The organism is Microbacterium sp. CGR1, from assembly GCF_051062835.1.
Taxonomy (GTDB): domain Bacteria; phylum Actinomycetota; class Actinomycetes; order Actinomycetales; family Microbacteriaceae; genus Microbacterium.
Window position 1 is genome coordinate 1356111 of the sequence record NZ_JAOTPG010000001.1, and the last position, 22672, is coordinate 1378782.

The window sequence follows — 22672 nt, forward strand, 5'->3', positions numbered from 1 at the left end:
GTTAGGCAGCGCGACGCCGCGCGCGACAATCGAGTGTCACAGAGCGTCACAGCTCTCAGTCGTACTCCTCGATGCCCTGCAGCCGGACCTGTTCGAGGTCGAGCCGCGCCGCGATGCGGCGAACGACCAGATCATCGACCGTGCCCTCTCTGCGGAGCCCGAGCAGCACCTCGCGCTTGCGGTCGATGAGCGCGAGCTTGAGGCGGGTGTGCTCTTCGTGCCGCAGCAGCGGCGAGCGCTGCATGACGTCGACGTCGACCGACGTGGCGAGCATCTGCAGGGTCCTGACCTCGCCTTCGGGGCTCTCCCCGTCGGCGTCGATGCGAGTGGCATCCGGCAGACGCAGCACCGTCTGCGCCGCATCCGATCCGCCGTCGCTCGCCTCGCCGTCACCGGCCGCCTCGGACATCGTGTTCCCGCTGCCCAGCGGATCCGGTTCGTCGAGCAGCACGTCGAGCGCCTGCGCCTCGGCGTCGACGATCGCCTGTTCACGGGCCAGTGCGCGCGCGTTCGAGAACTCGAGCATCTGGTAGCCCTCGGCGCGCACCTTGTCGCGGATCTCCTGCCCGACGCCGTGCTCTGCCGCGAGGTCGTCGAGGGCCGCGAGTGCCGCTCCCGAGATGGCGCGCTCTGCGAGCTCGTACTCCTCGTCTTCTCTGTGATCGACGGGGAACCGCGCCCAGCGCACGATCGCGGGAAGGAGTGGCCCCTGCACGAGCAGGCTGAGCATGATCACGCCCGCGGTGACGAAGACGATCTCGTCGCGGCCGGCGATCTCACCTTCGGTCGCACTCGCCGCAGGGACCGACAGCGCGATCGCGAGGGAGACGGCTCCTCGCATTCCCGCGACGGTCGACACCGCCATCGAGCGCGCTCGCGCACCCGTGGACGGGCGGGGGGTGATCCTGCGCTGGAAGAGGATGTTCATGACCTGGAAGAGATAGCGCACGACCAGCAGCGTGACCCACACCCCGAGGGTGATGAGCACGAGGCGTCCGATCGCCGCGGCCGAGATCTCGTGCGCGACGAACTGCACCTCCAGCCCGATCAGCACGAACAGGGCTCCGTTGAGGAGGAAGACCCCGAACGGCCAGGCCGCGTCGGCCTGCCTGCGCGACGAGGCCGTGGTCACCCTCGGCGAGACGTAGGCGACGATGAGACCGGCGACGACGACTGCCAGGACTCCGGACGCGTGCACGATCTCGGCGAGCAGGAAGGCGGAGAACGGGATGAGCAGCAGCGTCACGTTGATGACGATCGTCGACGAGGTGCGACGCAGCAGCAGGTAGCCGAGCGCCGCGATCACGACACCGGCCGCGATGCCGCCGACGTACGAGGTGAGCACCGACATCGTCACCGAGAGCGGTGTGATGTTGCCGCCGAGCGCGAGCGACACGGCGATCGCGTAGAGCACGAGCGCGGTGCCGTCGTTGGTCAGGCTCTCTGCCTTGAGCTTCATGAACATGCGGCGCGGCAGCAGCCGGCCGAGTGCGGCGACGGCTGTCGCATCCGGCGGGGCGACCGCCGCACCGAGGATGAGGGCGGTCTCCCACGGCATCCCGAACAGCAGTCCGACTCCCGCGACGGCGAAGGCTGATGCGACGACCAGCACCGTGCTCATCGGCAGGATGTACCGGAAGTCACGGCGGATCGAGCGCAGCGACGTCGTCAGGCTCTCCCAGAACAGCATCACCGGGAGGAACAGCAGCAATACGGTCTCGGGTGGGAGCTGGATCTCGCGCAGCTGCGGCACGAAGCCGAGCAGCAGACCGATGATGACGAGCACCAGGGGCAGCGCCAGGCGCACTCTCGGCGCGAGCAGCGTTCCCACGAGGATCGTGAGTCCGATCAGGACGGTGACCTCGAGTCCTTCCATCTGAACCTCCCGGGTACCGCAGGATCAAGCTGTGCGATCCCGGATGGCATCGAACCCCGCCCAGAGCACAGCGCATCGCACTGCCACCGTATTCCCACGGAGGCAGGATCGCGAGGGGTCAGTTCAGTCGAGTTCTTCGGTGAGTTCGAACCAGCGGAGTTCGAGTTCCTCGATCTCGGCCTGCTGATCGCTGATCGACTTCATCTTGTCGCCGAGGCCGGCGAAGTCCGACTGATCGTGATCTGCGAGAGCGGTCTTCGCCTTATCGACCTGCTGAGTGAGCTTCTGGATGCGACGCTCCAGTGACGAGACCTCTTTCTGCGCTGCGCGCAGGGCGGCGCCGTCGAGGCTGGGCGCCTTCTTCTCGGTATTGACCGCGGTCTGCGACCTGCCTGGGGCCGAGGTCTGCAGCTGACGCAGACGCAGGTACTCGTCGACCCCTCCGGGGAGGTGCCGCAGGTGACCGTCGAGGATCGCGAACTGCTGATCCGTCACGCGCTCGAGGAAGTACCGGTCGTGGCTGACGACCAGCAGGGTTCCCGACCACGAGTCGAGCAGGTCCTCGATCGCCGCGAGCATGTCGGTGTCGAGATCGTTGGTCGGCTCGTCGAGGATCAGCACGTTCGGCTGGTCGAGGAGCACGAGCAGCAGCTGGAGACGACGCTGCTGACCACCGGAGAGATCCTTCACCGGGGTCGAGAGCTGCGCGGAGTCGAAGCCCAGTCGCTCGAGCAGCTGCCCGGGAGTGAGCTCCTGCGCCTTGGATCCCGCGCCCATCGTGTAGGAGGTGCGCAGACGCGAGATCACGACACGCACCGGCTCGCGCCGCACGTCCTCGAGTTCGTCGAGGCGCTGGGTGAGGGTCTTGACCTTCACGGTCGTGCCGCGCTTCACCCGGCCGACGGTGGGCTCGACCGTGCCCGAGATGAGCCCGAGGAGCGTGGACTTTCCGGCGCCGTTGACGCCCAGGATGCCGGTGCGCTCCCCCGGTGCGATGCGCCACTCGACGTCACGCAGCACCTCACGCGTGCCGCCGTCGACGGTCGGGTAGGTCACTCCGACGTCGAGCAGGTCGACGACGTCCTTGCCGAGGCGCGAGACGGCGAGCGACTGCAGCGAGATCTTGTCGCGGATCTCCGGCACGTCGGCGATGAGTTCGTTCGCGGCGTCGATGCGGAACTTCGGCTTCGCGGTTCGTGCCGGCGCTCCTCGGCGGAGCCACGCGAGCTCCTTCTTGGCGAGGTTCTGGCGCTTGGCCTCGGTGGCGGCCGCCATGCGGTCGCGCTCGACGCGCTGCAGGATGTACGCCGCGTAGCCGCCCTCGAAGGGCTCGACGATGCGGTCGTGCACCTCCCAGGTCTCGGTGCAGATCTCGTCGAGGAACCACCGGTCGTGGGTCACGACCATGAGGGCCCCGGAGTTCGCACTCCACCGCTTCTTGAGGTGCCCGGCCAGCCACGTGATGGCTTCGACGTCGAGGTGGTTGGTGGGCTCGTCGAGGGCGATGACGTCCCAATCGCCGGTGAGCAGCTTGGCGAGCGAGACACGACGGCGCTGACCACCGCTGAGGGAGCCGATCTCGGCATCCCACGGCAGATCCTTCAGCAGTCCCTCGATCACATCGCGGATGCGGGGGTCGCCGGCCCACTCGTACTCGGGGGTGTCGCCGACGACAGCGGCGCTGATGGTGAGGTCGTCGCTGAGGGTGTCTGCCTGGTCGAGAACGCCGATGGTCGTGCCGCCGCGCACCGTGACACGGCCCGAGTTCGGCTCCTTGATCCCGGCCAGCATGCCGAGGAGGCTCGACTTGCCGTCGCCGTTGCGGCCGACGATGCCGATGCGGTCACCTTCTTCGATGCCGAGGGTCACGGAGTCGAAGACGACCCTGGTCGGATATTCGAGGTGAAGGGCTTCTGCCCCGAGAAGATGTGCCATGTTGCCTCCCAGGGTAGTCGGGCGCGCTGTGCGCCCCGGTCAGACTAGGGCGGTCTCGACCGCAGGATCGTGCCGCGCCTGCATCCGGTCGTCCCAGTGGCCGAGGAGTACGAACGTCGTGATCCGGAAGGCGAGTGCGCGGATCAGGAACTGCCGCCCGTCGTCCCGGTCGTCTGCGAGCCGGATCATCTCGGCGGTCTCGAGACCGTGCCAGCATGCGGCGTCGGCGAGGACGATCGCATCGGCGAAGCCGGTCGGACGCCAGTACGGAGCCCAGTCGATGACCACCGGAGCCTCTCCGGCCTCGAACATCACGTTGCCGAGGAGATCGCCGTGGATGATCTGCGCTGGTGCCGAGACCGGGCGGAACGCAGCGATCAGACGGTGGAGGGTCGCGTTCGCGGGCGGTGGCTCCTCTTCCCACGCGATCCTGTCGGATCTCGCCCACGGATCGTCGGCCTGATCGAGGAAGTCGGGGCGCTCGAGCCTGCGGACCGCGCTGTGGAAGGCATCTGCCACGTCGAGCACGTCGATGACGCGCGTCTCATCCGCGGCGCCAGGGAGCCACTGCCAGGCCTCCCATCCGTCGACCGTCCACTCTCCGGATCGCGCGGCGATCGGACGCGGTGTGCGGAACCGTGCGGAACGGGGTAGCTGTGCGAGGACGTGCGCTTTCCACACCGTCTCGCCGTCGCCGGCGGACGGGCGCAGCACCGTGTCGCCGGCTCTCCAGGTCAGTCCCCGCCCGCCGGGGAGGTTCAGGAGCTCGTGCTGGTGGGCGCTCGCGAGGCCGAAGGCGTCGAGGGCCTCGCGTGAGGGTGGGAGTGCCGGGGACATGGGGAGAGGATATTTCAGGAGGTTCTGCGAGGGAGTCCCCCCTGCTGGACTCGACTGGCACGTTTCTTTCATTGCATATCGGGTATATCTCGAAACTACGTTCTAATGTCGGTGGGTCCTGATCTACTTATTGCATGACAGCACTGCTCGACGCGACGGACTCCCAGATGGCGACACTCGCCGATCTGGTGACGTCGCTGCAGATCGCAGAGGCGACGGTGAGCAGCATGATGGCGGCTCGCGACGGCCTTCTCGCGATCGCCGGGCGACTGGCGATCGACATCGCGAAACAGGGTGACCATCCTGATCGCGGCGACCACTCGATCCGCACCATCGCCGCCGAGATCGCGGCCGTGCAGCACGTCAGCGACCGCACCATCGAGCGCCGGATGGCTGCTGCGGGAATGCTGATCGACCTCTTCCCGACCGTGTGGGAGGCGCAAGGTCAGGGGCGCATCAGTGCCGCACATTCCCGGGTCATCGTCGACGCCGGGTCGCACATCGAGTCCCCGAGCGCCCGCCACGCGTACGCGACGATCATGCTTCCTCTCGCCGCAGTCGAGTCCCCCAACAGGCTTCGCGCGCTGGCGCGTCGAGTGGCCGAGCGATTCGCTCCGACGACGGTGACAGAGCGACACCGCAAGGCACGCGCTCAACGGCGCGTCTGGGTGACCGACGGCGAAGACGGGATGGCCGGGTTGCATGTGCACGCGCCCGCGGCGCTGATCCACGGAATGTTCGACCGCCTCTCGCAGATGGCTCACGCACTGCGCGATGAGAACCTTCGCGCGAGGCGGTCGGCGAAGCGAGAGGGGCTCGACTTCGTCGCCGACGACCGAACTGTCGATGAGATCCGTGCCGACCTGCTGGCCGACCTGGTGCTCAGCGGCACGCCGACCGGGCATGACACCGAAGACGGGCTGCTCGCAGAGATCACGGCACGCATCGAGGTCACGGTTCCGGTGACGACCCTGATGGCAGATGACGCGGACGCGGCTTCACACGAGCAGACGCCGTTCGACGGGGCTTCGGCCAGCCCGCCGGCCGAGCTCGACGGGGTTATCCCCATCGACACCGATACCGCGCGAAAGCTCGCGGGCACGGCCACGGGGTGGGATCGGGTCATGACGCATCCGATCAGCGGGCGGGTGCTCGCGGTCGACAGATACAGACCAGGAAAACATCTCCGACGACATCTTCGAGCGAGAGACCAACGCTGTCGATTCCCCGGATGCGGGATCGCGGCGCGGAAATGCGACCTCGACCACAACCACGCAGCATCGGCGGGCGGCGCGACCTGCGAGACGAACCTCGCCTCATTCTGTCGGCGACACCACGTCCTGAAGCACCACTCCCCCTGGCACGTCGAACAGAAGCCGGGCGGGGTGGTCGAATGGACGAGCCCGACCGGCCGCACCTACATCGACACTCCCCCTGCACCGAACACGGTCACCTTCACCGTGTCGGAAGACGTGCGCGCCCCGTTCTGACGGTTTCGACGCGTGCCGACCCCAGGGCTGTGGACAACCGCGACGCCGCGCAGCGGGATTTCACTACGGTGGCGCGGTGACTCCTCCTCAATCTCCAGTTATCTCCACGTGCACACGCTTCAGCTCGGTTGTCAGTATCTTGCTTATGACCTGCGCTTTCGCAGGCTGCACCTCAGCGACCATCGTGACGCCCGGTCGGGACGCCGACCTGGCTGCTGAAAGAGCGTCGGCGGGCGCCGGGCAGGTATACCGGTTCTACATCGGTCTGCAGTGGTCGGTGGGCCATGCGTGATGCGATGCGGATGCGTCGGAGGCGCCCGCCTGTGTGTGCGGTCGCGCTAGCCGCCGTCGCACTGACCACGGCGCTCGGTTGCCTCGCGGGATGCGCGCCAGCGCCAACGCCCCCGACACCGACATCGACACCTGCGTTCGCCAGCGAGGAGGAGGCATTCGCCGCCGCGGAAGAGGTCTATCGGGCGTACAACGATGCGGGCAACGCTCGGCGGGCCGGCGCGGCGGATGCCGATCCTCAGCGCTTTCTTACAGGCACAGCTCTCGAAGCCGACATCGATACACAGAACATGCTGCTGTCTCGCGGCCTGTCCGCGGTCGGTGCGGCCAGCATTAATTCTATTGAGGGCGATTCCAGCGAGCTCTCCACGAGCGTTGCGTCAGTAGCCATGATCGTTTGCACCGACGTCTCGACCCTGTCGCTGCTAGACAACACAGGCGCCAATGTCACTCCACCCGGAAGAGGAGACCTGGTGGTGCTCGAGGTAACTTTCGTGGGCGACAGGGAATCACTGCTGATCTCTGACACGACAACAACGGACGGTGAGAGATGCTGAGATCAAAGCGCTCAATCTGCGTCTTCGTCGTATCGCTTCTCAGCTTCGCTTCGCCGCCCGTTGCTATCGCAACCGGATGCGCGCCTGAGACATCGCTACTCGGCCTCTGCGGCTCGACCGACGGCACGTCGCTCGAGGTCTCCGGCACGCAGGAGCAGCCGGGCACGAACACGAACTCGAACTCCGGCTCACCTCGCGGAGGTGGAGGGCCCGGCACTCAGCGCGGACCGTCAGGACCGAGCGATGAGGCGATCGACCTCGCCGCCTGCATGAACGACTCCGGCACGACCCGCTGTGCGCGGCGCTCGAACCAGCCCGCATCCCCGACGGCGGCCACGCCTCCTGCACCGGGCATACCCACGATCAGGATCGCCGACCTGGTGCGGTTCGCACCCGAATCCGTCGACGCGGCTTCAGAACCGGGCAACGTCGGGATCGCTGGCATGCCGACGAACTTCATCGGAGCTGCGACGTCGCAGATCCAGGTCGGCGAGCTGTTCGGCATCCCGCTTCGCGTGCGCTTCACGCCGGCGGGATACGAGTACACCTACGGCGACGGCAGCTCCGCGACCCTCACGACGCCGGGGCAGACCTGGGCGGCGCTCGGCCAAGCACAGTTCACGCCAACCCCGACCAGCCACGTCTACCGCGAACCGGGCGTCTACCCGGCCCGCGTGGATATCCGGTACACCGCGCAGGTGGACCTCGGCGGCGGATGGATCGACATTCCCGGGCAGCTCACGACCAGCGGCACCACGCAGGAGATCCGCATCCTCGAGGCCCGCACCGCGCTCGTCGCCCACACCTGCGACGAGAACCCGGCCGGCATCGGCTGCTGAAGAACGCACCACAGCAGCACGCCAACAAGAAAGAGACTCCGGCCCGAAGGTCCGAGCGGCCCTGTTCTGCCAGATGGCTGATCGCTGTCTCGTACGACTCGACGATCTCGAGGAGGGTCGGCCTTCCGAGAGCATATTCGCCTATGGCGCCCTGCTCCTCGAGAGGCAACCACCGACCGATTCCGTCCGGCCTAAACTAGACAGGTGCCATGGAGTCGCCGGGTGTTCTCGCTCTCACTAGCCAACCGCAAGGCAAAGCTGGTGCAGTCGAGAAGGCGACCCGGTCGCTTCGAGCTCAGCGTGGATGGAATTCCGCAGTCCGTCGTCTCGATCACCGAACCCACAGCCCTCGAGTACAGCTACACCCGACACATCGCCCGCGCAATGGATGCCGCCGCCGAGCCTGATGCGCCGCTGTTCACCGTGCATCTGGGGGCCGGAGCACTCACGCTGGCACGCTACCTCCAGGCGACGCGCGCCGGATCACCTCAGCTGGTGGTGGAGTTCGAACCCGCGCTCTACGCCGCCGTCATCGACGCGCTGCCGTTGCCTCCCGGCTCCGACATACGAGTCATCCTCGGTGACGCTCGGACGGTCGCGGACGCCGCTATTCCGAATGAGAAGACATCGCCGGTGCAGTCATCTCCGTCCCCCGGACCTGACGACGCAGCGAGTTATCGCACCGCAATCGACACCGATTGGGTGGAGGCGTGCTTCACCGTCGTCGATCTCTGGGATGCCGCCGTCATCCGGCATCGTGTGGCCAGCCAGGAGTTCTATCGCCGAGTCGCCGCGCGCTCCGCAGCAGCGGGCGTAGTCGCCGTGAACCTGCTCGACGGGCATCCGTTCGAATACTCACGACGACAGGCCGCGACCCTGAGCACCGTGTTCGATCACGTCGCTGTCGTGCTCGACGCAGAGCCGGAAGATGCGGAAGGGCCGCTCGGCAACGTCGTCATTTTCGCGAGCGATAAGCCGCTGGACAAGGTGACCGCCTCCACTTTGCTCGACACACCGCGACCTCAACTCCTCCGCGATGGCCCGCTGACGTCGTGGATCGCTGAAGCGCGCATCATGACAGATGCCGACGGCACAGACTCTCCCGATCCCGACGACCCCCTCTGGGGCTAGCGCACGGCGTGCAGATCTTCCGACAGCACGTTCGCTTCCGGTCGACGAAGAGCCGCCCGGACCCGAAGGTCCGGACGGCTCGTCGCTGTTCGAGCGGAATCGCTTACTGGTACGACTTCACGATCTCGAGGAGGCTCGGCACGTTGGCGTAAGCCTCGGCAGCGTTCTCCTTGGTGACGATGATCGGGTCGAGCAGGTACGCCGGAACGACCTTGGCGCCGTTGTCGTACGACTCGGTGTCGTTGACGTCGACCTCCTCGCCCTTCTGCAGCTGGCCGACCATCTTGATCGACTGCTCGACGAGCAGCGCGGTGTCCTTGTTGATCGTGGAGTACTGGATGCCCTCCATGATCGACTTCACCGACTCGACCTCGGAGTCCTGACCCGTGACGACCGGAACCGGCTTGCCGGCCTGCTGCACCGAGGTGATGATGGCGCGAGCAAGGGTGTCGTTCGGGGACAGCACGCCGTCGAGAACCGTGTCACCGCTGTACGAACCGGTGAGCAGCGTGTCCATGCGGTTCTGAGCGTTCTCCGCGAGCCAGCCCTCGGTCGCGGTCTGCGCGATCTCGGTCTGACCCGAGACGACGACCAGGTTGCCGTTGTCGATCTCCGGCTGCAGGACATCCATGGCGCCGTCGAAGAAGACCTTCGAGTTGGCGTCATCAGGCGAACCCGAGAAGAGCTCGATGTTGTACGGAGCCTCGTGGCCCGCACGTGCGGCGAGACCGTCGAGCAGAGCCTGGCCCTGCAGCTGGCCGACCTTGAAGTTGTCGAACGCGACGTAGTAGTCGACAGCCTCGGTGTTCTCGATGAGACGGTCATACGCGATCACGTACGCACCGGCGTCCTTGGCCGCCTGCACCTGCGTGGCGAGCTGCTTGCCGTCCTTGGCCCCGATGATGATGACCTTGGCACCGTTGGTGACCATGGCCTGGATCTGGTTCTGCTGCTCGGCGACCGTGTTGCTCGCGGGAGCGTACTGGACGTCGGCCTTGAAGCCTGCCTTCTCCAGTCCGTCCGTGAACAGCTGACCGGCGAGGACCCAGTTCTCACTGGTCTTGTCGGGAAGCGCGACACCAATCGAGGAGTCGGCAGCGAAGCCTGCTGCGGCCTCGTCGCCGGAGCCGGAGCCGGTGTCTCCACCGCGCTCTGCCGAGCAGCCGGTGAGGGCGAAGGCAGCCGTCGCGACGAGCGCTGTCGCTGTGACGATGATCTTCTTCATGTGATCTCTTTCTGTGTGATGTGACGGATTCTGCGTGCGAGCACTGCGCGGAGAGTCCGCTTACTCGGCCCTCGTCTTGTCGACGGGCGGGGCTTGGTAAGTCCTGTTGGGTTCGAAGGTCGGCGTGGCCTCCGGGTCGTCCTTGCGATTCGAACGACGCATCATGAAGCCGATCAGCGAGGGGCGGCCCTGCTGCTTGTTCCACACGTCGATGCCGACCGCGAGCAGCAGCACGAGGCCCTTGATCATCGAGACGACGTCGGCGCCCTGGCCGAGAAGGGCCAGACCGTTGTTGAGGAAGGCCATGACGAGACCACCGATGATCGACCCGATGACCGTTCCGATACCACCGGCGACGGCAGCGCCACCGATGAAGACGGATGCGATGGCATCCAGCTCCCAGCCGGTACCGTCGTTCGGGCCGGATGCCTGCGAACGGGCGACGAAGATCATTCCGGCGAGAGCGGCCATCATCGACATGTTCATCATGACGAAGAAGTCGACCCAGCGGTCCTTCACACCCGAGAGGCGCGCGGCCTGACGGTTGCCACCCACGGCGTAGATGTGGCGGCCGAAGACCGTGTTGCGGGTCACGAACGAGTAGATGACCACGAGCGCGAGCAGGATGATGCCCGGGACGGGGAAGCTCGTGCCGGGGCGACCGGTGGCGAACATCCAGCCGGCGGCGAGGACGACGACCGAGAGCAGCACGACCTTGACCGTGCTCACCCACACGGGCGCACTGTCGGAGCCCATCTTGTGCTGGATGCGGCGGGTGCGGATCTCCCAGAAGACGAGCCAGGCGACACCGAGCAGCGCGAGGATCATCGTCGGCACGTTGAACGGCAGCGGCAGGCCGACCTCCGGCAGGTATCCGGTTCCGATGTACTGGAAGCCCTTGGGCACCGGGATGGTCTGCGCATCACCGATGAACTGCTGGGCTCCACGGAAGAAGAGCATTCCGGCGAGCGTCACGATGAACGCGGGCACGCCGACATAGGCGACCCAGAATCCCTGCCAGGCACCGACCAGAGCTCCCACGCCCAGGCCGAGCACGATCGCCAGCGGCCAGGGGAGGTTCCAGTCGGCCATCGACTTCGCCACGATGATGCCGGTGAAGGCCGCGACAGATCCGACGGACAGGTCGATGTGGCCCATGATGATGACCATCACCATGCCGATCGCGAGGATCAGGATGAACGAGTACTGGTTGATGACGTTGATCAGGTTGCCCGGAGTCAGCGTCGCGCCGGCCGGGTTCTTCAGCAGCGTCATGACCTCGAAGAACAGGATGATGACGATGAGGCTGCCCAGGATGCCGAACTGGCGCAGCGACGAAGTGCCGTTGCTCCCGAACATCTTGCGGATGTCGCTGAAGTGGAAGCCACGCTTCGTTGTCGTGAGGTCGGTGGTCATGCGGATGCTTTCTGGTTCGCGGAGGTCATGCTGCGCATGAGGGCCTCGGGTGTCGCCTGGTCGGCCGGGATGCAGTCGGTGACCCGACCTTCGAAGACTGTGTAGATGCGGTCGGAGATGCCGAGAAGCTCGGGCAGCTCGCTGGAGATGACGATCACGCCCTTGCCCTGGGCCGCGAGCTCGTTGATGATCGCGTAGATCTCGTACTTCGCTCCGACGTCGATGCCACGAGTGGGCTCGTCGAGGATCAGCAGGTCGGGGTCGGTGAACATCCACCTCGCCAGCACGACCTTCTGCTGGTTGCCGCCGGACAGCTTGCCGACGCCCTCCTCGACGCTCGGCGCCTTGATGCGCAGCGCCTTGCGGTACTGCTCGGCGATCGCGAACTCCTGGCGCTCGTCGACCACGCCGCGGCGGGAGATCTTCGACAGCTTCGCGGCGACGACAGAGCGCTTGATGGTGTCTAGAAGGTTCAGCCCGAGCACCTTGCGGTCCTCGCTGACATAGGCGAGACCGTGCTTGATCGCGGATGCGACGTCGGGCATCGAGATCTCGCGGCCGTCCTTGATGACCTGGCCACCCAGGAAGGTGCCGTACGAGCGTCCGAACAGGCTCATCATGAACTCGGTGCGACCCGCGCCCATGAGGCCGGCGATGCCGACGACCTCGCCGCGGCGGACGTTGATGCTCGAGCCCTTCACGACCATGCGCTCGGAGACCGTCGGGTGCTGCACCCACCAGTCCTTGACCTCGAAGAAGACCTCGCCGATCTCGGGCGTGCGGTCGGGGTAGCGGCTCTCGAGCGAGCGGCCGACCATGCCGCGGATGATGCGGTCCTCGTTGATCTCGCCGCGCGAGATGTCGAGGGTCTCGACCGTGCGGCCGTCGCGGATGATCGTGATCTCGTCGGCGATCTGCTCGATCTCGTTGAGCTTGTGACTGATCATGATCGACGCGATCCCCTTGGCCTTGAGGCCGAGGATCAGGTCGAGCAGGTGCTGCGAGTCGTTCTCGTTCAACGCCGCGGTCGGCTCGTCGAGGATGAGCAGCTTGACGTCCTTGTTGAGCGCCTTCGCGATCTCGATGAGCTGCTGCTTGCCGACACCGAGGGTCTTGATCGCCACATCGGGGTCTTCACGCAGACCGACGCGAGCCAGCAGCTCGACCGTGCGCTGGCGCTGCGCCTGCCAGTCGATACGGCCGAAGTGACGGATCTCGTTGCCGAGGAAGATGTTCTCGGTGATCGAGAGCTCGGGGATCAGCGCGAGCTCCTGGTGGATGATCGCGATTCCCGCCTGCTCGCTGGCCGCGATGTCGCGGTAGCGCTGCTCCTCGCCGTAGAGCAGGATCTCCCCGTCGTACGTGCCGTAGGGGTACACGCCGGAGAGGACCTTCATCAGGGTCGACTTCCCGGCGCCGTTCTCCCCGCAGATCGCATGGATCTCTCCTGCGCGGACGGTGATGGACACGTCGGACAGCGCCTTGACACCCGGGAACTCCTTGGTGATGCTGCGCATCTCCAGGATGGGGCCTGACACGACCGGCAACGTTGCTGTGGTGCTCACAAGATCTTCCTCGCGACGGGCGGTCACCTTCGATGTGACCGTTCACATTGGATTACATAGTCTACGCTCGCTCAGGCCGTGTCAAGACCACGAGCGAAATTGTGGCCTTATCGAGCGGCCGACGATTCCCTGGTGCGCAGGGCCGTCTGCAGCGGCCCGAACTGGGGCACCTGCTCGCCTCTGATCTGCGCGAGCAGGATGCGCACGGCACGGCGCCCCAGCTCGGGGAAGTCCTGATGCACCGTGCTGAGAGTCGGCGCCACGTGCGCCGCGACCGGGATGTCGTCGAACCCGACGACGCTCACGTCCTCCGGCACACGGATGCCGGCGTCACGGAAACCGTGCAGCAGGCCGATCGCCATCTGGTCGTTGGCGACGAACACCGCGGTGAAGTCACGCCTGCGCGACAGCTCCTGCCCCGCGAAATAGCCGAAGTCCGCCGTCCAGTCCCCGCGGATGGGCGGGAAGGTCGGCAGGTCGGCCTCGCGCAGGGCATCCAGATACCCGCGCATGCGCGACTCCGCCTCGATCCAGTCCTGTGGGCCCGCGATGTGGATGATGTCGCTGTGCCCGAGCCCGATCAGGTGCTCCGTCGCGGTGCGGGCACCGGCGACCTGGTCGGCCGACAGGCTCACGCCGTCGGACCCCGACGCCGTCTGGAGCGAGACGAACGGGATCTCGACCGCCATTCCACGCAGCACATGGAACGCGCGCACCTGCGGTGCCAGCACCACGATGCCGTCGACCTGCTCTCGCGCCAGCTGCCTCAGCGCACTGCCGATGGCTTCGGGCGTCGTAGCCGAGAGGTTCAGCGTCGAGACCGAATAGCCTTCCTCACGCGCGGCGTCCTCGATGCCGACGATCGCCGACGTGGGGCCGAACTCGCCGACGGTCGCCGCCAGGATGCCGAGCATGTTCGACTTGCTCGTCACCAGCGCTCTCGCCGCGAGATTGGGGCGATAGTCGAGCACCGCGATCGCGTCGAGGACCTTGGCCTTGGTCTCGGGGCGGATGCTGGGGTGATCATTCAGCACACGAGAGACGGTCTGATGCGAGACGCCCGCGAGTCGGGCGACGTCGCGGATGCTCGGCATCCGCGCGCGCTCAGAGGCGGTCGACATCACAGACCTCCTCGTATGTGCACGGTCACATCGTCTCTACATTATGTACGCCAGGCGCACTGAGCGCACGTCGGGCCGGTGCCGCGCGGGTGCCGGGATCGCTCAGGAGATGATGCGGGCGCCCTGCACGGGGCCGTGCACATGCAGCGACTCGAGGCCGTGCTCACGCAGCAGCGACTGCACCTCCTGCGCCCCTTCGGGACTCGCGCAGAGCAGAGCGACCGTGGGGCCGGAGCCGGACACGATCCCCTGCAGGGCTCCGGCGTGGATGCCGCGCAGGATCGTGGTCTCGAGCTCCGGGCGCTCGTACAGAGCGGCCTCCTGCAGATCGTTGTAGATGCTCTCGGCCAGCAGATCCGGATCGCCCGAACGCAACGCCTGGAGCACCGGCGCCGGCACCTCCAGGGACAGCGGCGGATCATCGGCGAGAGCGCCCTCGTCGTCCCGCAGGGAATCGAGCCGGGCGTAGACCACCGGCGTCGAGAGCCCCTCGTCGCTCTGGACGAGCACCCAGTCGAAGCGCCCTCGGGCGAGCGCCGGGTTCAGCTGGTCACCCCGACCGGTGCCGACCGCGGTACCGCCGTGCAGCGCGAACGGGACATCGGCGCCGAGACGTGCGCCGAGCTCGTGCAGGCGAGCCGTCGAGAAGCCGGTGCCCCACAGGGCATCGCACGCGACGAGGGCTGCGGCCGCATCCGCCGATCCGCCGCCCATCCCGCCGGCGACCGGCACGCTCTTGCGGATCTCCAGCGCGACGCCCCCGTCGTACTCCGCCGCGGTGGCGAGCAGCTTCGCCGCCCGCATGGCGAGGTTCCGATCATCCAACGGCACCGAGTCGGGGTCATCGACACCCGATACCGTGATCGAGAAGTCGTCGGCGTGCCTGGCGATCACGTCCTCGTACAGCGACACCGCCTGGAACACCGTCGCGAGCGCGTGGTAGCCGTCGTCGTGACGACCACCCACACCGAGGTAGACGTTGATCTTTCCCGGAGCGCGGACGTGGACCGAGTCGACGGGGGCGGCGAAGCTCATCTGGGCGTTCCTGTCACAGCTCCGTGGACGACGCCCACAGGTCGACGTCGATGGCGCCCGCCGCCTCGTCGATGCGTGCGAGCTGCTCGGCGGTGAAGTCGGGACCGTTCACCGCGGCGATGTTCTCGTCGAGCTGCTCGGGGCGCGACGCTCCGACCAGCGCGGAGGCGACCACGGGGTTGCGCAGCGTCCACTGGATCGCCAGCTGCGCGAGCGACTGCCCACGCTCCTTCGCGATGTCGTTCAGCGAGCGGAGCGTCTCGACCGCGGCATCCGACAGCGGAGCCTCAGGAAGCGACCCGCGCTTCTGCGCGCGCGCCGCGGTGCCGTCGCCGAGGTACTTGTCGGTGAGCAGACCCTGCGCGAGCGGCGTGAACGCGATCGCACCGACTCCCGCCTGCTCGAGGGTCTCGGTGAGACCGTCCTCGACCCAGCGGTTGAGGATCGAGTACGCGGGCTGGTGGATCACGAGCGGCGTGCCGAGCTCGGTGGCGACGGCGACGGCCTCGGCCGTGCGCTCGGCACTGTACGACGAGATGCCGACGTAGAGGGCCTTGCCCTGGCGCACGAGCGTGTCGAGCGCAGCGACCGTCTCGGCGACCGGCGTCACCGGGTCGGCACGGTGCGAGTAGAAGATGTCGACGTAGTCGAGCCCCATGCGGGTCAGCGACTGCTCGGCGCTCGCGAGGATGTACTTGCGGCTCGCGAAGTCGCCGTAGGGTCCGGGCCACATGTCCCAGCCGGCCTTCGACGAGATGATCAGCTCATCGCGGTAGGGGCGGAAGTCCTCGGCGAAGATCCGCCCGAAGTTCTTCTCGGCCGAGCCGTACGGCGGGCCGTAGTTGTTCGCGAGGTCGAAGTGCGTGATGCCGCGGTCGAACGCGTGGCGCAGCAGCGCGCGCTGGTTGTCGAGCGGGATGTTGTCGCCGAAGTTCCACCACAGCCCGAGCGAGATCGGCGGCAGGAACAGGCCGGACGTGCCCACCTGGCGGTACTCGAACTGCTGGTAGCGGCTCTCGTCGGCGGCGTACGGCCGGTGCAGCTCGGGGATGTTCGGACGGAAGCGGGGAGAGTCGGTCACGGTGCCAGATTAGTCGGTGACGACGGCGTCTTCGATCTGAGCGACGTGCCGCGCAACACGGTGATAGTCATCGACCGTGAGGTCCTCGCCACGAGCGGTCGGCGCGACCCCGGCGGCGATCAGGATCTCGGATGCCGCGGCTGAGCTGCCGAAGAGGTCGGACAGCGCCTGACGCAGCATCTTGCGGCGCTGGTTGAAGGCGGCATCCACGATCTTGAAGGTGAGTCGGCGTTCGTCCTCCGTGCCGCGCTCGCCCTCCGACCGGTCGAAGCCGACAAGGAGGCTGTCGACGTTGGGCACCGGCCAGAAGACCTGACGAGACACGGTGCCCGACAGCTTCCACTCGCCGTACCAGGCTGCCTTGACGCTCGGGGTGCCGTAGATCTTGGAGCCCGGCTTGGCCGCGATGCGCTCGGCGACCTCGGCCTGCACCATCACGACACCGCGCTTCAGATACGAGAAGTTCTCGAGGAAGTGCAGCAGCACGGGGACCGAGACGTTGTAGGGAAGGTTGGCCACGAGCACGGTCGGTTCGCCGGGCAGCTCGGTGATGCGCAGCGCGTCGGCATCGACGACCGTCAGCATCTCGGCCGGCACTCCGTGTTCGACGACGGTCTGCGACAGCCTGGCTGCGAGCCGGTGGTCGATCTCGACGGCGGTGACGGACGCCCCGGCCTCAAGGATCGCGAGGGTGAGCGAGCCGAGCCCCGGCCCGACCTCGACGACCCGCTCCCCCGGCTGCACCCGCGCTGCATGCACGATCTTGCGGACCGTGTTCGCGTCGACGACGAAGTTCTGTCCGAGCTTCTTGGTCGGGGTGACATCGAGCTCGGCCGCGAGCCGGCGGATCTCGGTGGCGCCGAGCAGGGTGACTGTCATTGCTCCATTGTCCCCCACCACCATCAGTGTCCGAACCGGCCAGTAGTCTTCTGTGATGCCCTCCCTCGGTGAACTGATCGCACCACAGCGCATGGGCAGGGATTTCCGCTGGCTGCTCGCGTCATCGTGGACGAGCAACGTCGGAGACGGTGTCGCTCTCGCTGCCGCTCCCCTGCTCATCGCGTCGATGACGTCGTCGCCGATCCTCGTCGCGTCCGGCGCCATCCTGCAGTTCCTGCCCTGGCTCCTTTTCGGCCTGCACGCGGGGGCGATCGCCGATCGGTTCGACCGCCGTCGGCTGGTGATGGTGGCCAACGCCGCGCGCGCGGTCGTGCTCGCCGGCCTCTGCGTCTTCCTACTGACCGGCACGGCCAACATCTGGATCGTGCTCGCGGTGGCCTTCCTCTACGGCACCGCCGAGGTGTTCGTCGACACGGCAGGCAGCACGCTGCTGCCGATGCTCGTGAAGCCCGCCGACCTCGGCATCGGCAACGCCCGGCTGCAGGCCGGATACCTGGTCGCGAACCAGTTCGCCGGTCCCCCGCTCGGCGCCTTCCTCTTCGCCGCGGGAACCGCCTGGCCGTTCCTGCTCGAGATCCTCTGCGTCCTGCTCGCGGTCGTGCTGATCTCGCGCATGGCGCGGACGCCCGTCCCTCCCCGGTCTGCAGGAGACGGCGTGAAGTCACACGTCCACACCGACATCGGTGAGGGGCTCCGCTGGCTGTGGCAGAACCCGCCGGTGCGGATGCTCGTGCTAATCATCCTCGTGTTCAACGTGACGTGGGCGGCGCCCTGGGGCGTGCTCGTGCTCTACGCCACCGAGCACCTGAACATGGGCGCGGTGGGCTACGGAGCGCTGACGACGGCATCCGCTGCGGGCGGCATCCTCGCCACGCTGAGCTTCGGGTGGCTCGAACGCCACGTGTCGTTCGCGACGCTCATGCGCGTGGTGCTGTCGCTCGAGGTGCTGATGCACCTGGCCTTCGCGCTCACGACCGTCGGATGGGTGGCGCTCGTGATCATGTTCGTGTTCGGCGCCTACGCCTTCGTCTGGGGCACGATCTCGACCACGGTGCGTCAGCGTCTGGTGCCGGCCGAGCTGCAGGGCCGGGTCGCGTCCGTCAACATGGTCGGCGTGTTCGGCGGCATGGTGATCGGCCAGGCCCTCGGCGGTGTGATCGCCCAGGTCTGGGGGCTCACCGCTCCCTGGTGGTTCGCGTTCGTCGGCGCCGCGCTCACGCTGCTCCTGGTCTGGAAGCCGATCTCGCAGATCGTCTCGGCGAAGCCGGTCTCCGACACGCAGGCGATCGAGATTCAGTCGAACGAGCCGTAGACCCGCAGGGTGTTGGCGGCGAGCTGGGCAGACAGCTCATCGACCTCGATGCCGAGTTCCGCCGCCATGAACCGCACCGTGATCGGCACGAGATAGGGGGCGTTCGGCCGGCCGCGCAGCGGCGTCGGCGTGAGGAACGGAGCATCGGTCTCGACGAGGATGCGATCGAGCGGCGTCACTCTGAGGGCGTCCCGCAGGTTCTGCGCGTTCTTGAACGTCACGTTGCCGGCGAATGACAGGTGGTACCCGGCCTCGGCGCAGATCCTCGCCATCGCATCATCACCGGAGAAGCAATGGAAGACCGTCTTCTCCGGAGCGCCGACGCGAGTCAGCGTCTCGAGCACCGCCTCATGCGCATCGCGGTCGTGGATCTGCATCGCGATGCCGTGCTTCTTGGCGAGTGCGATGTGCGCCTCGAATGATTCGAACTGCGGTGCACGGCGTTCGGGTTCGGTACGGAAGAAGTCGAGACCGGTCTCACCGATCGCCCGGGTGCGCGGGTGCGCGGCGAGTTCGTCGATCACCGCGATCGCGTCACTGAGACCGACACCGCCGAGGCGCCCCGCTTCGGCATACGCGGGCGCGTCGTTCGGGTGGATCGCGACGGCCGCGAGCACGCGGGGGTCGGATGCCGCCGCCTCGACGGCCCAGCGTGACGACTCGATGTCGCCGGAGGCCTGCACGACGCCCGCGATGCCCACGGCCGCTGCGCGGTCGAGCTGCTCGGTCAACGACAGCGGCTCATCGCCGTCGAGTATCTCGAGGTGCGCGTGGTTGTCGTAGACGGGCACCGAGAGCGGCTCTGGTGCCGCCGGGTAGTGGAGGTCCTTGCGCCCCTCGCCGTCTCGCTGCTGCACGTACGTCATGCTCAGGCGGTGGACTCCACGCGCGGGAACAGCGGCGCGAGACCGTTGACGCTCGTGCCGGGGCGCAGCACGCCCCACGAACCCGCCTCGCGGATCGGCTGGTCCTGCAGGCGTCCGAGGCTCTCGGCGGCGCCGAGGGCGACCCACAGCTTCTCGGTCGACTGCGGCATGACCGGCGAGAGCAGCACCGCGAGGGCACGCAGGCCTTCGGCACACGTGTACAGCACGGTGCCGAGGCGACCGCGCTGAGCCTCGTCTCCGCTGTTCGCCTGCTTGGCCAGCGCCCACGGCTCGTTTGCCGTGATGTAGCCGTTGAGGGCGTCGACGATCGTCCAGATCGACGAGATCGCCTCGTCGATGCGGAACTGCTCGATCGCGGCATCCGCGTTCGATGCGGCATCCGCCACGATCTTCTGGATCGCGAGATCCTTCTCGGTGTACTCGGCGGGCGGCGGAACGATGCCCTCGAAGTACTTCTCGATCATCGCCGTCGTGCGCGAGGCCAGGTTGCCGAAGCCGTTCGCGAGTTCGGCCTGATAGCGGGCCGAGAGGTCCTCCCACGAGAACGAGCCGTCCTGACCGAACGCGATCGCCGACAGGAAGTAGTACCGGTACGCGTCGGATCCGAAGACGTCGGTGATCTCGGTCGGCGCGATGCCGGTGAGCTTCGACTTCGACATCTTCTCGCCGCCGACCAGCAGCCAGCCGTGCGCGAACACGCCCTGGGGCACGTCGAGGCCTGCGGCCATCAGCAGCGCGGGCCAGATCACGGCGTGGAAGCGCAGGATGTCCTTTCCGACCACGTGGTACGCGGGCCAGCGGCGATCGAAGGTCTCCTGGTCGGAGCCGTAGCCGACGGCCGTGGCGTAGTTCAGCAGCGCATCGACCCACACGTAGATGACGTGAGACTCGTCCCACGGGAGCGGGATGCCCCAGTCGAACGTCGAGCGCGAGATCGACAGGTCTTTCAGTCCCTGACTCACGAACGAGACGACCTCGTTGCGCGCCGAATCCGGGCGGACGAAGTCGGGCTGGGTCTTGTAGAGCTCGAGCAGGCGGTCCTGGAACTCGCTGAGCTTGAAGAAGTAGTTCTTCTCCTGCAGCAGCTCGAGCGGCTTCGAGTGGATCGCGCAGACCTTGAGGCCCTCGAAGGGGCCGGTGCCGTCGACGATCTCGGACTCGGGCTTGAACTCCTCACAGCCCACGCAGTACAGCGCCTCGTACTCGCCCGCGTAGATGTAGCCGCGGTCGTAGAGACGCTGGAAGAACGTCTGCACGTTGGTCTCGTGACGCTCCTGCGTGGTGCGGATGAAGTCGTCGTTCGCCACGTCGAGGGTCTTCAGCAGCGGGAACCACGCCTCGGTGACGAGCTTGTCGACCCACTCCTGCGGGGTGACGTTGTTCGCCGCCGCCGCGCGGAGCATCTTCTGGCCGTGCTCGTCGGTGCCCGTGAGCATCCACGTGTCATCGCCGCCCTGACGGTGCCAGCGCGCGAGCGCGTCGACCGCCACCGAGGTGTACCCGTGGCCAATGTGAGGCACATCGGAGGGGTAGTAGATGGGCGTGGTGATGTAGAACGATTCGCCTGCGGGCATGCGGTCAATTCTAGGTGGGAAGACGGGGGTCGTTACGCTCAGGCGACCGACACCTGGATGCGGTGCCACCCCTGGGCACCGTCGGGCACGACGTCGGCCGGGTCGGACGTCTGGGTCTCGCCGTCGGCGCTGATCGCGCGGCACTCGACCGTGTGCGCGCCGCTCTCGGCCGACCAGGGCAGACGCCACTGCACCCAGGTGTCGGCGGAGATCGCGGTCGCGAGCTCCGCACGGCGCCATGGCCCCTCGTCGACGCGCACCTCGACCCCGTCGACGCCCACGTGCTGCTGCCACGCCATCCCGGCGATCACGGCATCACCCGCGTCGATCCGCTGGCCAGGGCGCGGCACGTCGATGCGCGACTGCAGCTTGACGGGTCCGCGCTCAGACCACCCGCGGTCGGTCCAGTATGCGGATGCCCGATCGAAGCGAGTGACCTCCAGCTCAGTCACCCACTTCGTGGCCGACACATAGCCGTAGAGCCCCGGCACCACCATGCGCACCGGGAATCCGTGCTCGATCGGCAGCGGGTCGCCGTTCATTCCGACGGCGAGCAGTGCGTCGCGGTCGTCGGTGAGAGCCTCGATCGGCGTCGACGCCGTGAACCCGTCGGACGACCGGGACAGCACCATGTCGGCATCCGAATCGACCCCCGCGCGGGCGAGGAGCTCACGGATCGGATGGCCGAGCCAGAGGGCGTTGCCGATCAGATCACCACCGACCTCATTCGACACGCACGCGAGCGTCACGTGCGATTCCGTCATCGGCAGCGTCAGCAGTTCATCCCACGAGATCACGACCTCGCGCTCCACCATCCCGTGGATGCGCAACGACCAGTCGGCGGGGTCGATGCGCGGCACGATGAGCGCGGTGTCGATGCGGTAGAACTCGGTGTTCGAGGTGACGACCGAGGCGAGGCCGGGGACGCCCAGCTCGGCGGTGGCCGGCACCGCCGCGGCGGCCCGCGTCGGAGAGGGCAGTCGGAGCATCGTGCGCACCGCCTCGATCGAGCGGGTGGCTCCGCGCGCGGCCGAGCCGATCACGAGTGCCGCGACTCCGGTGACGGCGACGCCCGCGGTCCAGAGCAGGAACCGCCGACGCTCCTCGTGCTCGGCGCGCAGATACGGAACCGGATGCACGGTGCGCATCAGCAGCCTGAGCGCGACCACCGCGGCGACGCCTGCGACGAGTCCGGGGAGCCAGGCGAAGGGGCCGGCGCCCGGGCGGATCATCGCCGCCACCAGGGCGAGCACGCCGAGGGCGCCGAGGATCGCCGACCCCACACCCGCCCTGCGGGACTCCAGGATGCCGGCGATAGCGGCCACCGCCACGAGCACGATCGCGATCCCGGTGATCAGCGCGATCTTGTCACCCGTGCCGAACAGCGCGATCGCGGCGTCCTTCGCCCAGCTCGGGGCGAGATCGATCAGACCGCTGCCGATCACGGCGAACGGGCTCGCGCTCGGCTCGACCACCGCGGCGACGAGCTCTGCCAGGCCGACCGCGACGACAGCCGCGCTCAGCCCGGCGGCCGCCGACCGGAGCCTGTCACCGCGCGTCGTACCGGCTGTATGGCTCATGATCCGAGGGTAACCCCGGG

The 22672-nt window shown here is 67.3% G+C and carries 19 protein-coding genes; 5 read left to right on the forward strand and 14 right to left on the reverse strand.

Annotated features, from left to right (window positions below; translation table 11 throughout):
- Positions 1-55 precede the first annotated feature (55 nt).
- From OD997_RS06655 to OD997_RS06665, 3 genes are all read right to left on the reverse strand, one after another.
- Positions 56-1876, reverse strand: a complete 1821-nt coding sequence (locus OD997_RS06655) for a Na+/H+ antiporter (protein ID WP_434330897.1) — start codon at positions 1874-1876, stop codon at positions 56-58.
- 123 nt (positions 1877-1999) lie between these two features.
- On the reverse strand, positions 2000-3811 hold the full coding sequence (locus OD997_RS06660) for an ABC-F family ATP-binding cassette domain-containing protein (protein ID WP_434330898.1): 1812 nt from the start codon (positions 3809-3811) through the stop codon (positions 2000-2002).
- A 39-nt stretch (positions 3812-3850) separates the two neighbouring features.
- Positions 3851-4648 (reverse strand): phosphotransferase, encoded by a 798-nt coding sequence (locus OD997_RS06665; RefSeq protein WP_434330899.1) that lies wholly within the window; start codon positions 4646-4648, stop codon positions 3851-3853.
- Between the two features lie 134 nt (positions 4649-4782).
- Between OD997_RS06665 and OD997_RS06670 the strand changes: the two genes are divergently transcribed.
- On the forward strand, positions 4783-6138 hold the full coding sequence (locus OD997_RS06670) for a DUF222 domain-containing protein (protein WP_434330900.1): 1356 nt from the start codon (positions 4783-4785) through the stop codon (positions 6136-6138).
- Between the two features lie 323 nt (positions 6139-6461).
- On the forward strand, positions 6462-6986 hold the full coding sequence (locus OD997_RS06675) for a hypothetical protein (protein WP_434330901.1): 525 nt from the start codon (positions 6462-6464) through the stop codon (positions 6984-6986).
- Positions 6987-7203: 217 nt separating this feature from the next.
- Here OD997_RS06675 and OD997_RS06680 read toward each other — a convergent pair whose 3' ends face one another.
- Positions 7204-7431, reverse strand: coding sequence for a hypothetical protein (locus OD997_RS06680; RefSeq protein ID WP_434330902.1), 228 nt, complete (start codon positions 7429-7431; stop codon positions 7204-7206).
- Here OD997_RS06680 and OD997_RS06685 point away from each other — a divergent pair.
- A complete protein-coding gene (locus OD997_RS06685) occupies positions 7430-7825 on the forward strand; it encodes a hypothetical protein (protein ID WP_434330903.1) in 396 nt (131 codons plus the stop codon). The genes OD997_RS06680 and OD997_RS06685 overlap by 2 nt on opposite strands.
- 204 nt (positions 7826-8029) lie before the next feature.
- A complete protein-coding gene (locus OD997_RS06690; protein ID WP_434330904.1) occupies positions 8030-8956 on the forward strand; it encodes a hypothetical protein in 927 nt (308 codons plus the stop codon).
- A 103-nt stretch (positions 8957-9059) separates the two neighbouring features.
- Here the strand turns inward: OD997_RS06690 and OD997_RS06695 are convergent, their stop codons facing one another.
- The 7 genes from OD997_RS06695 to rsmA form a co-directional block, all read right to left on the reverse strand.
- The gene (locus OD997_RS06695; RefSeq protein WP_434330905.1) at positions 9060-10181 is read right to left on the reverse strand and encodes a substrate-binding domain-containing protein; all 1122 of its coding nucleotides are present in this window, start codon (positions 10179-10181) and stop codon (positions 9060-9062) included.
- A gap of 60 nt (positions 10182-10241) precedes the next feature.
- Complete coding sequence (gene mmsB, locus OD997_RS06700) at positions 10242-11597, reverse strand: multiple monosaccharide ABC transporter permease (protein WP_434330906.1); 1356 nt, start codon at positions 11595-11597, stop codon at positions 10242-10244.
- On the reverse strand, positions 11594-13114 hold the full coding sequence (gene mmsA, locus OD997_RS06705; RefSeq protein ID WP_434332351.1) for a multiple monosaccharide ABC transporter ATP-binding protein: 1521 nt from the start codon (positions 13112-13114) through the stop codon (positions 11594-11596). The genes mmsB and mmsA overlap by 4 nt, the downstream gene beginning before the upstream one ends.
- A gap of 155 nt (positions 13115-13269) precedes the next feature.
- Positions 13270-14283, reverse strand: a complete 1014-nt coding sequence (locus tag OD997_RS06710) for a LacI family DNA-binding transcriptional regulator (RefSeq protein ID WP_434330907.1) — start codon at positions 14281-14283, stop codon at positions 13270-13272.
- Positions 14284-14385: 102 nt separating this feature from the next.
- On the reverse strand, positions 14386-15318 hold the full coding sequence (locus OD997_RS06715) for a 4-(cytidine 5'-diphospho)-2-C-methyl-D-erythritol kinase (protein ID WP_434330908.1): 933 nt from the start codon (positions 15316-15318) through the stop codon (positions 14386-14388).
- Between the two features lie 13 nt (positions 15319-15331).
- Complete coding sequence (mgrA, locus tag OD997_RS06720) at positions 15332-16399, reverse strand: L-glyceraldehyde 3-phosphate reductase (RefSeq protein ID WP_434330909.1); 1068 nt, start codon at positions 16397-16399, stop codon at positions 15332-15334.
- A gap of 9 nt (positions 16400-16408) precedes the next feature.
- Positions 16409-17278, reverse strand: coding sequence for a 16S rRNA (adenine(1518)-N(6)/adenine(1519)-N(6))-dimethyltransferase RsmA (gene rsmA, locus OD997_RS06725; RefSeq protein WP_434330910.1), 870 nt, complete (start codon positions 17276-17278; stop codon positions 16409-16411).
- 55 nt (positions 17279-17333) lie between these two features.
- Between rsmA and OD997_RS06730 the strand changes: the two genes are divergently transcribed.
- Positions 17334-18611 (forward strand): MFS transporter, encoded by a 1278-nt coding sequence (locus OD997_RS06730; RefSeq protein ID WP_434330911.1) that lies wholly within the window; start codon positions 17334-17336, stop codon positions 18609-18611.
- On the opposite strand, the gene OD997_RS06735 is transcribed toward OD997_RS06730, so the two are convergent.
- Genes OD997_RS06735 through OD997_RS06745 form a run of 3 tightly spaced genes read right to left on the reverse strand, consistent with a single transcriptional unit; the run spans position 18593 to position 22652 of the window.
- The gene (locus OD997_RS06735) at positions 18593-19477 is read right to left on the reverse strand and encodes a TatD family hydrolase (RefSeq protein WP_434330912.1); all 885 of its coding nucleotides are present in this window, start codon (positions 19475-19477) and stop codon (positions 18593-18595) included. The two genes, OD997_RS06730 and OD997_RS06735, sit on opposite strands and share 19 nt — an antisense overlap.
- Positions 19478-19479: 2 nt before the next feature.
- The gene (metG, locus tag OD997_RS06740; RefSeq protein ID WP_434330913.1) at positions 19480-21072 is read right to left on the reverse strand and encodes a methionine--tRNA ligase; all 1593 of its coding nucleotides are present in this window, start codon (positions 21070-21072) and stop codon (positions 19480-19482) included.
- Positions 21073-21110: 38 nt separating this feature from the next.
- Positions 21111-22652, reverse strand: a complete 1542-nt coding sequence (locus OD997_RS06745) for a molybdopterin-dependent oxidoreductase (RefSeq protein WP_434330914.1) — start codon at positions 22650-22652, stop codon at positions 21111-21113.
- Positions 22653-22672: the final 20 nt, after the last annotated feature.

What these genes read in the sequence shown, in the direction of transcription:
- OD997_RS06655 (WP_434330897.1), bottom strand. Translation starts at nt 1,876, where the DNA reads ATGGAAGGACTCGAGGTCACCGTCCTGATCGGACTCACGATCCTCGTG.
- OD997_RS06660 (WP_434330898.1), bottom strand. Translation starts at nt 3,811, where the DNA reads ATGGCACATCTTCTCGGGGCAGAAGCCCTTCACCTCGAATATCCGACC.
- OD997_RS06665 (WP_434330899.1), bottom strand. Translation starts at nt 4,648, where the DNA reads ATGTCCCCGGCACTCCCACCCTCACGCGAGGCCCTCGACGCCTTCGGC.
- OD997_RS06670 (WP_434330900.1), top strand. Translation starts at nt 4,783, where the DNA reads ATGACAGCACTGCTCGACGCGACGGACTCCCAGATGGCGACACTCGCC.
- OD997_RS06685 (WP_434330903.1), top strand. Translation starts at nt 7,430, where the DNA reads ATGCCGACGAACTTCATCGGAGCTGCGACGTCGCAGATCCAGGTCGGC.
- OD997_RS06680 (WP_434330902.1), bottom strand. Translation starts at nt 7,431, where the DNA reads ATGCCAGCGATCCCGACGTTGCCCGGTTCTGAAGCCGCGTCGACGGAT.
- OD997_RS06695 (WP_434330905.1), bottom strand. Translation starts at nt 10,181, where the DNA reads ATGAAGAAGATCATCGTCACAGCGACAGCGCTCGTCGCGACGGCTGCC.
- mmsB (WP_434330906.1), bottom strand. Translation starts at nt 11,597, where the DNA reads ATGACCACCGACCTCACGACAACGAAGCGTGGCTTCCACTTCAGCGAC.
- mmsA (WP_434332351.1), bottom strand. Translation starts at nt 13,114, where the DNA reads ATGCGCAGCATCACCAAGGAGTTCCCGGGTGTCAAGGCGCTGTCCGAC.
- OD997_RS06710 (WP_434330907.1), bottom strand. Translation starts at nt 14,283, where the DNA reads ATGTCGACCGCCTCTGAGCGCGCGCGGATGCCGAGCATCCGCGACGTC.
- OD997_RS06715 (WP_434330908.1), bottom strand. Translation starts at nt 15,318, where the DNA reads ATGAGCTTCGCCGCCCCCGTCGACTCGGTCCACGTCCGCGCTCCGGGA.
- rsmA (WP_434330910.1), bottom strand. Translation starts at nt 17,278, where the DNA reads ATGACAGTCACCCTGCTCGGCGCCACCGAGATCCGCCGGCTCGCGGCC.
- OD997_RS06730 (WP_434330911.1), top strand. Translation starts at nt 17,334, where the DNA reads ATGCCCTCCCTCGGTGAACTGATCGCACCACAGCGCATGGGCAGGGAT.
- OD997_RS06735 (WP_434330912.1), bottom strand. Translation starts at nt 19,477, where the DNA reads ATGACGTACGTGCAGCAGCGAGACGGCGAGGGGCGCAAGGACCTCCAC.
- metG (WP_434330913.1), bottom strand. Translation starts at nt 21,072, where the DNA reads ATGCCCGCAGGCGAATCGTTCTACATCACCACGCCCATCTACTACCCC.
- OD997_RS06745 (WP_434330914.1), bottom strand. Translation starts at nt 22,652, where the DNA reads ATGAGCCATACAGCCGGTACGACGCGCGGTGACAGGCTCCGGTCGGCG.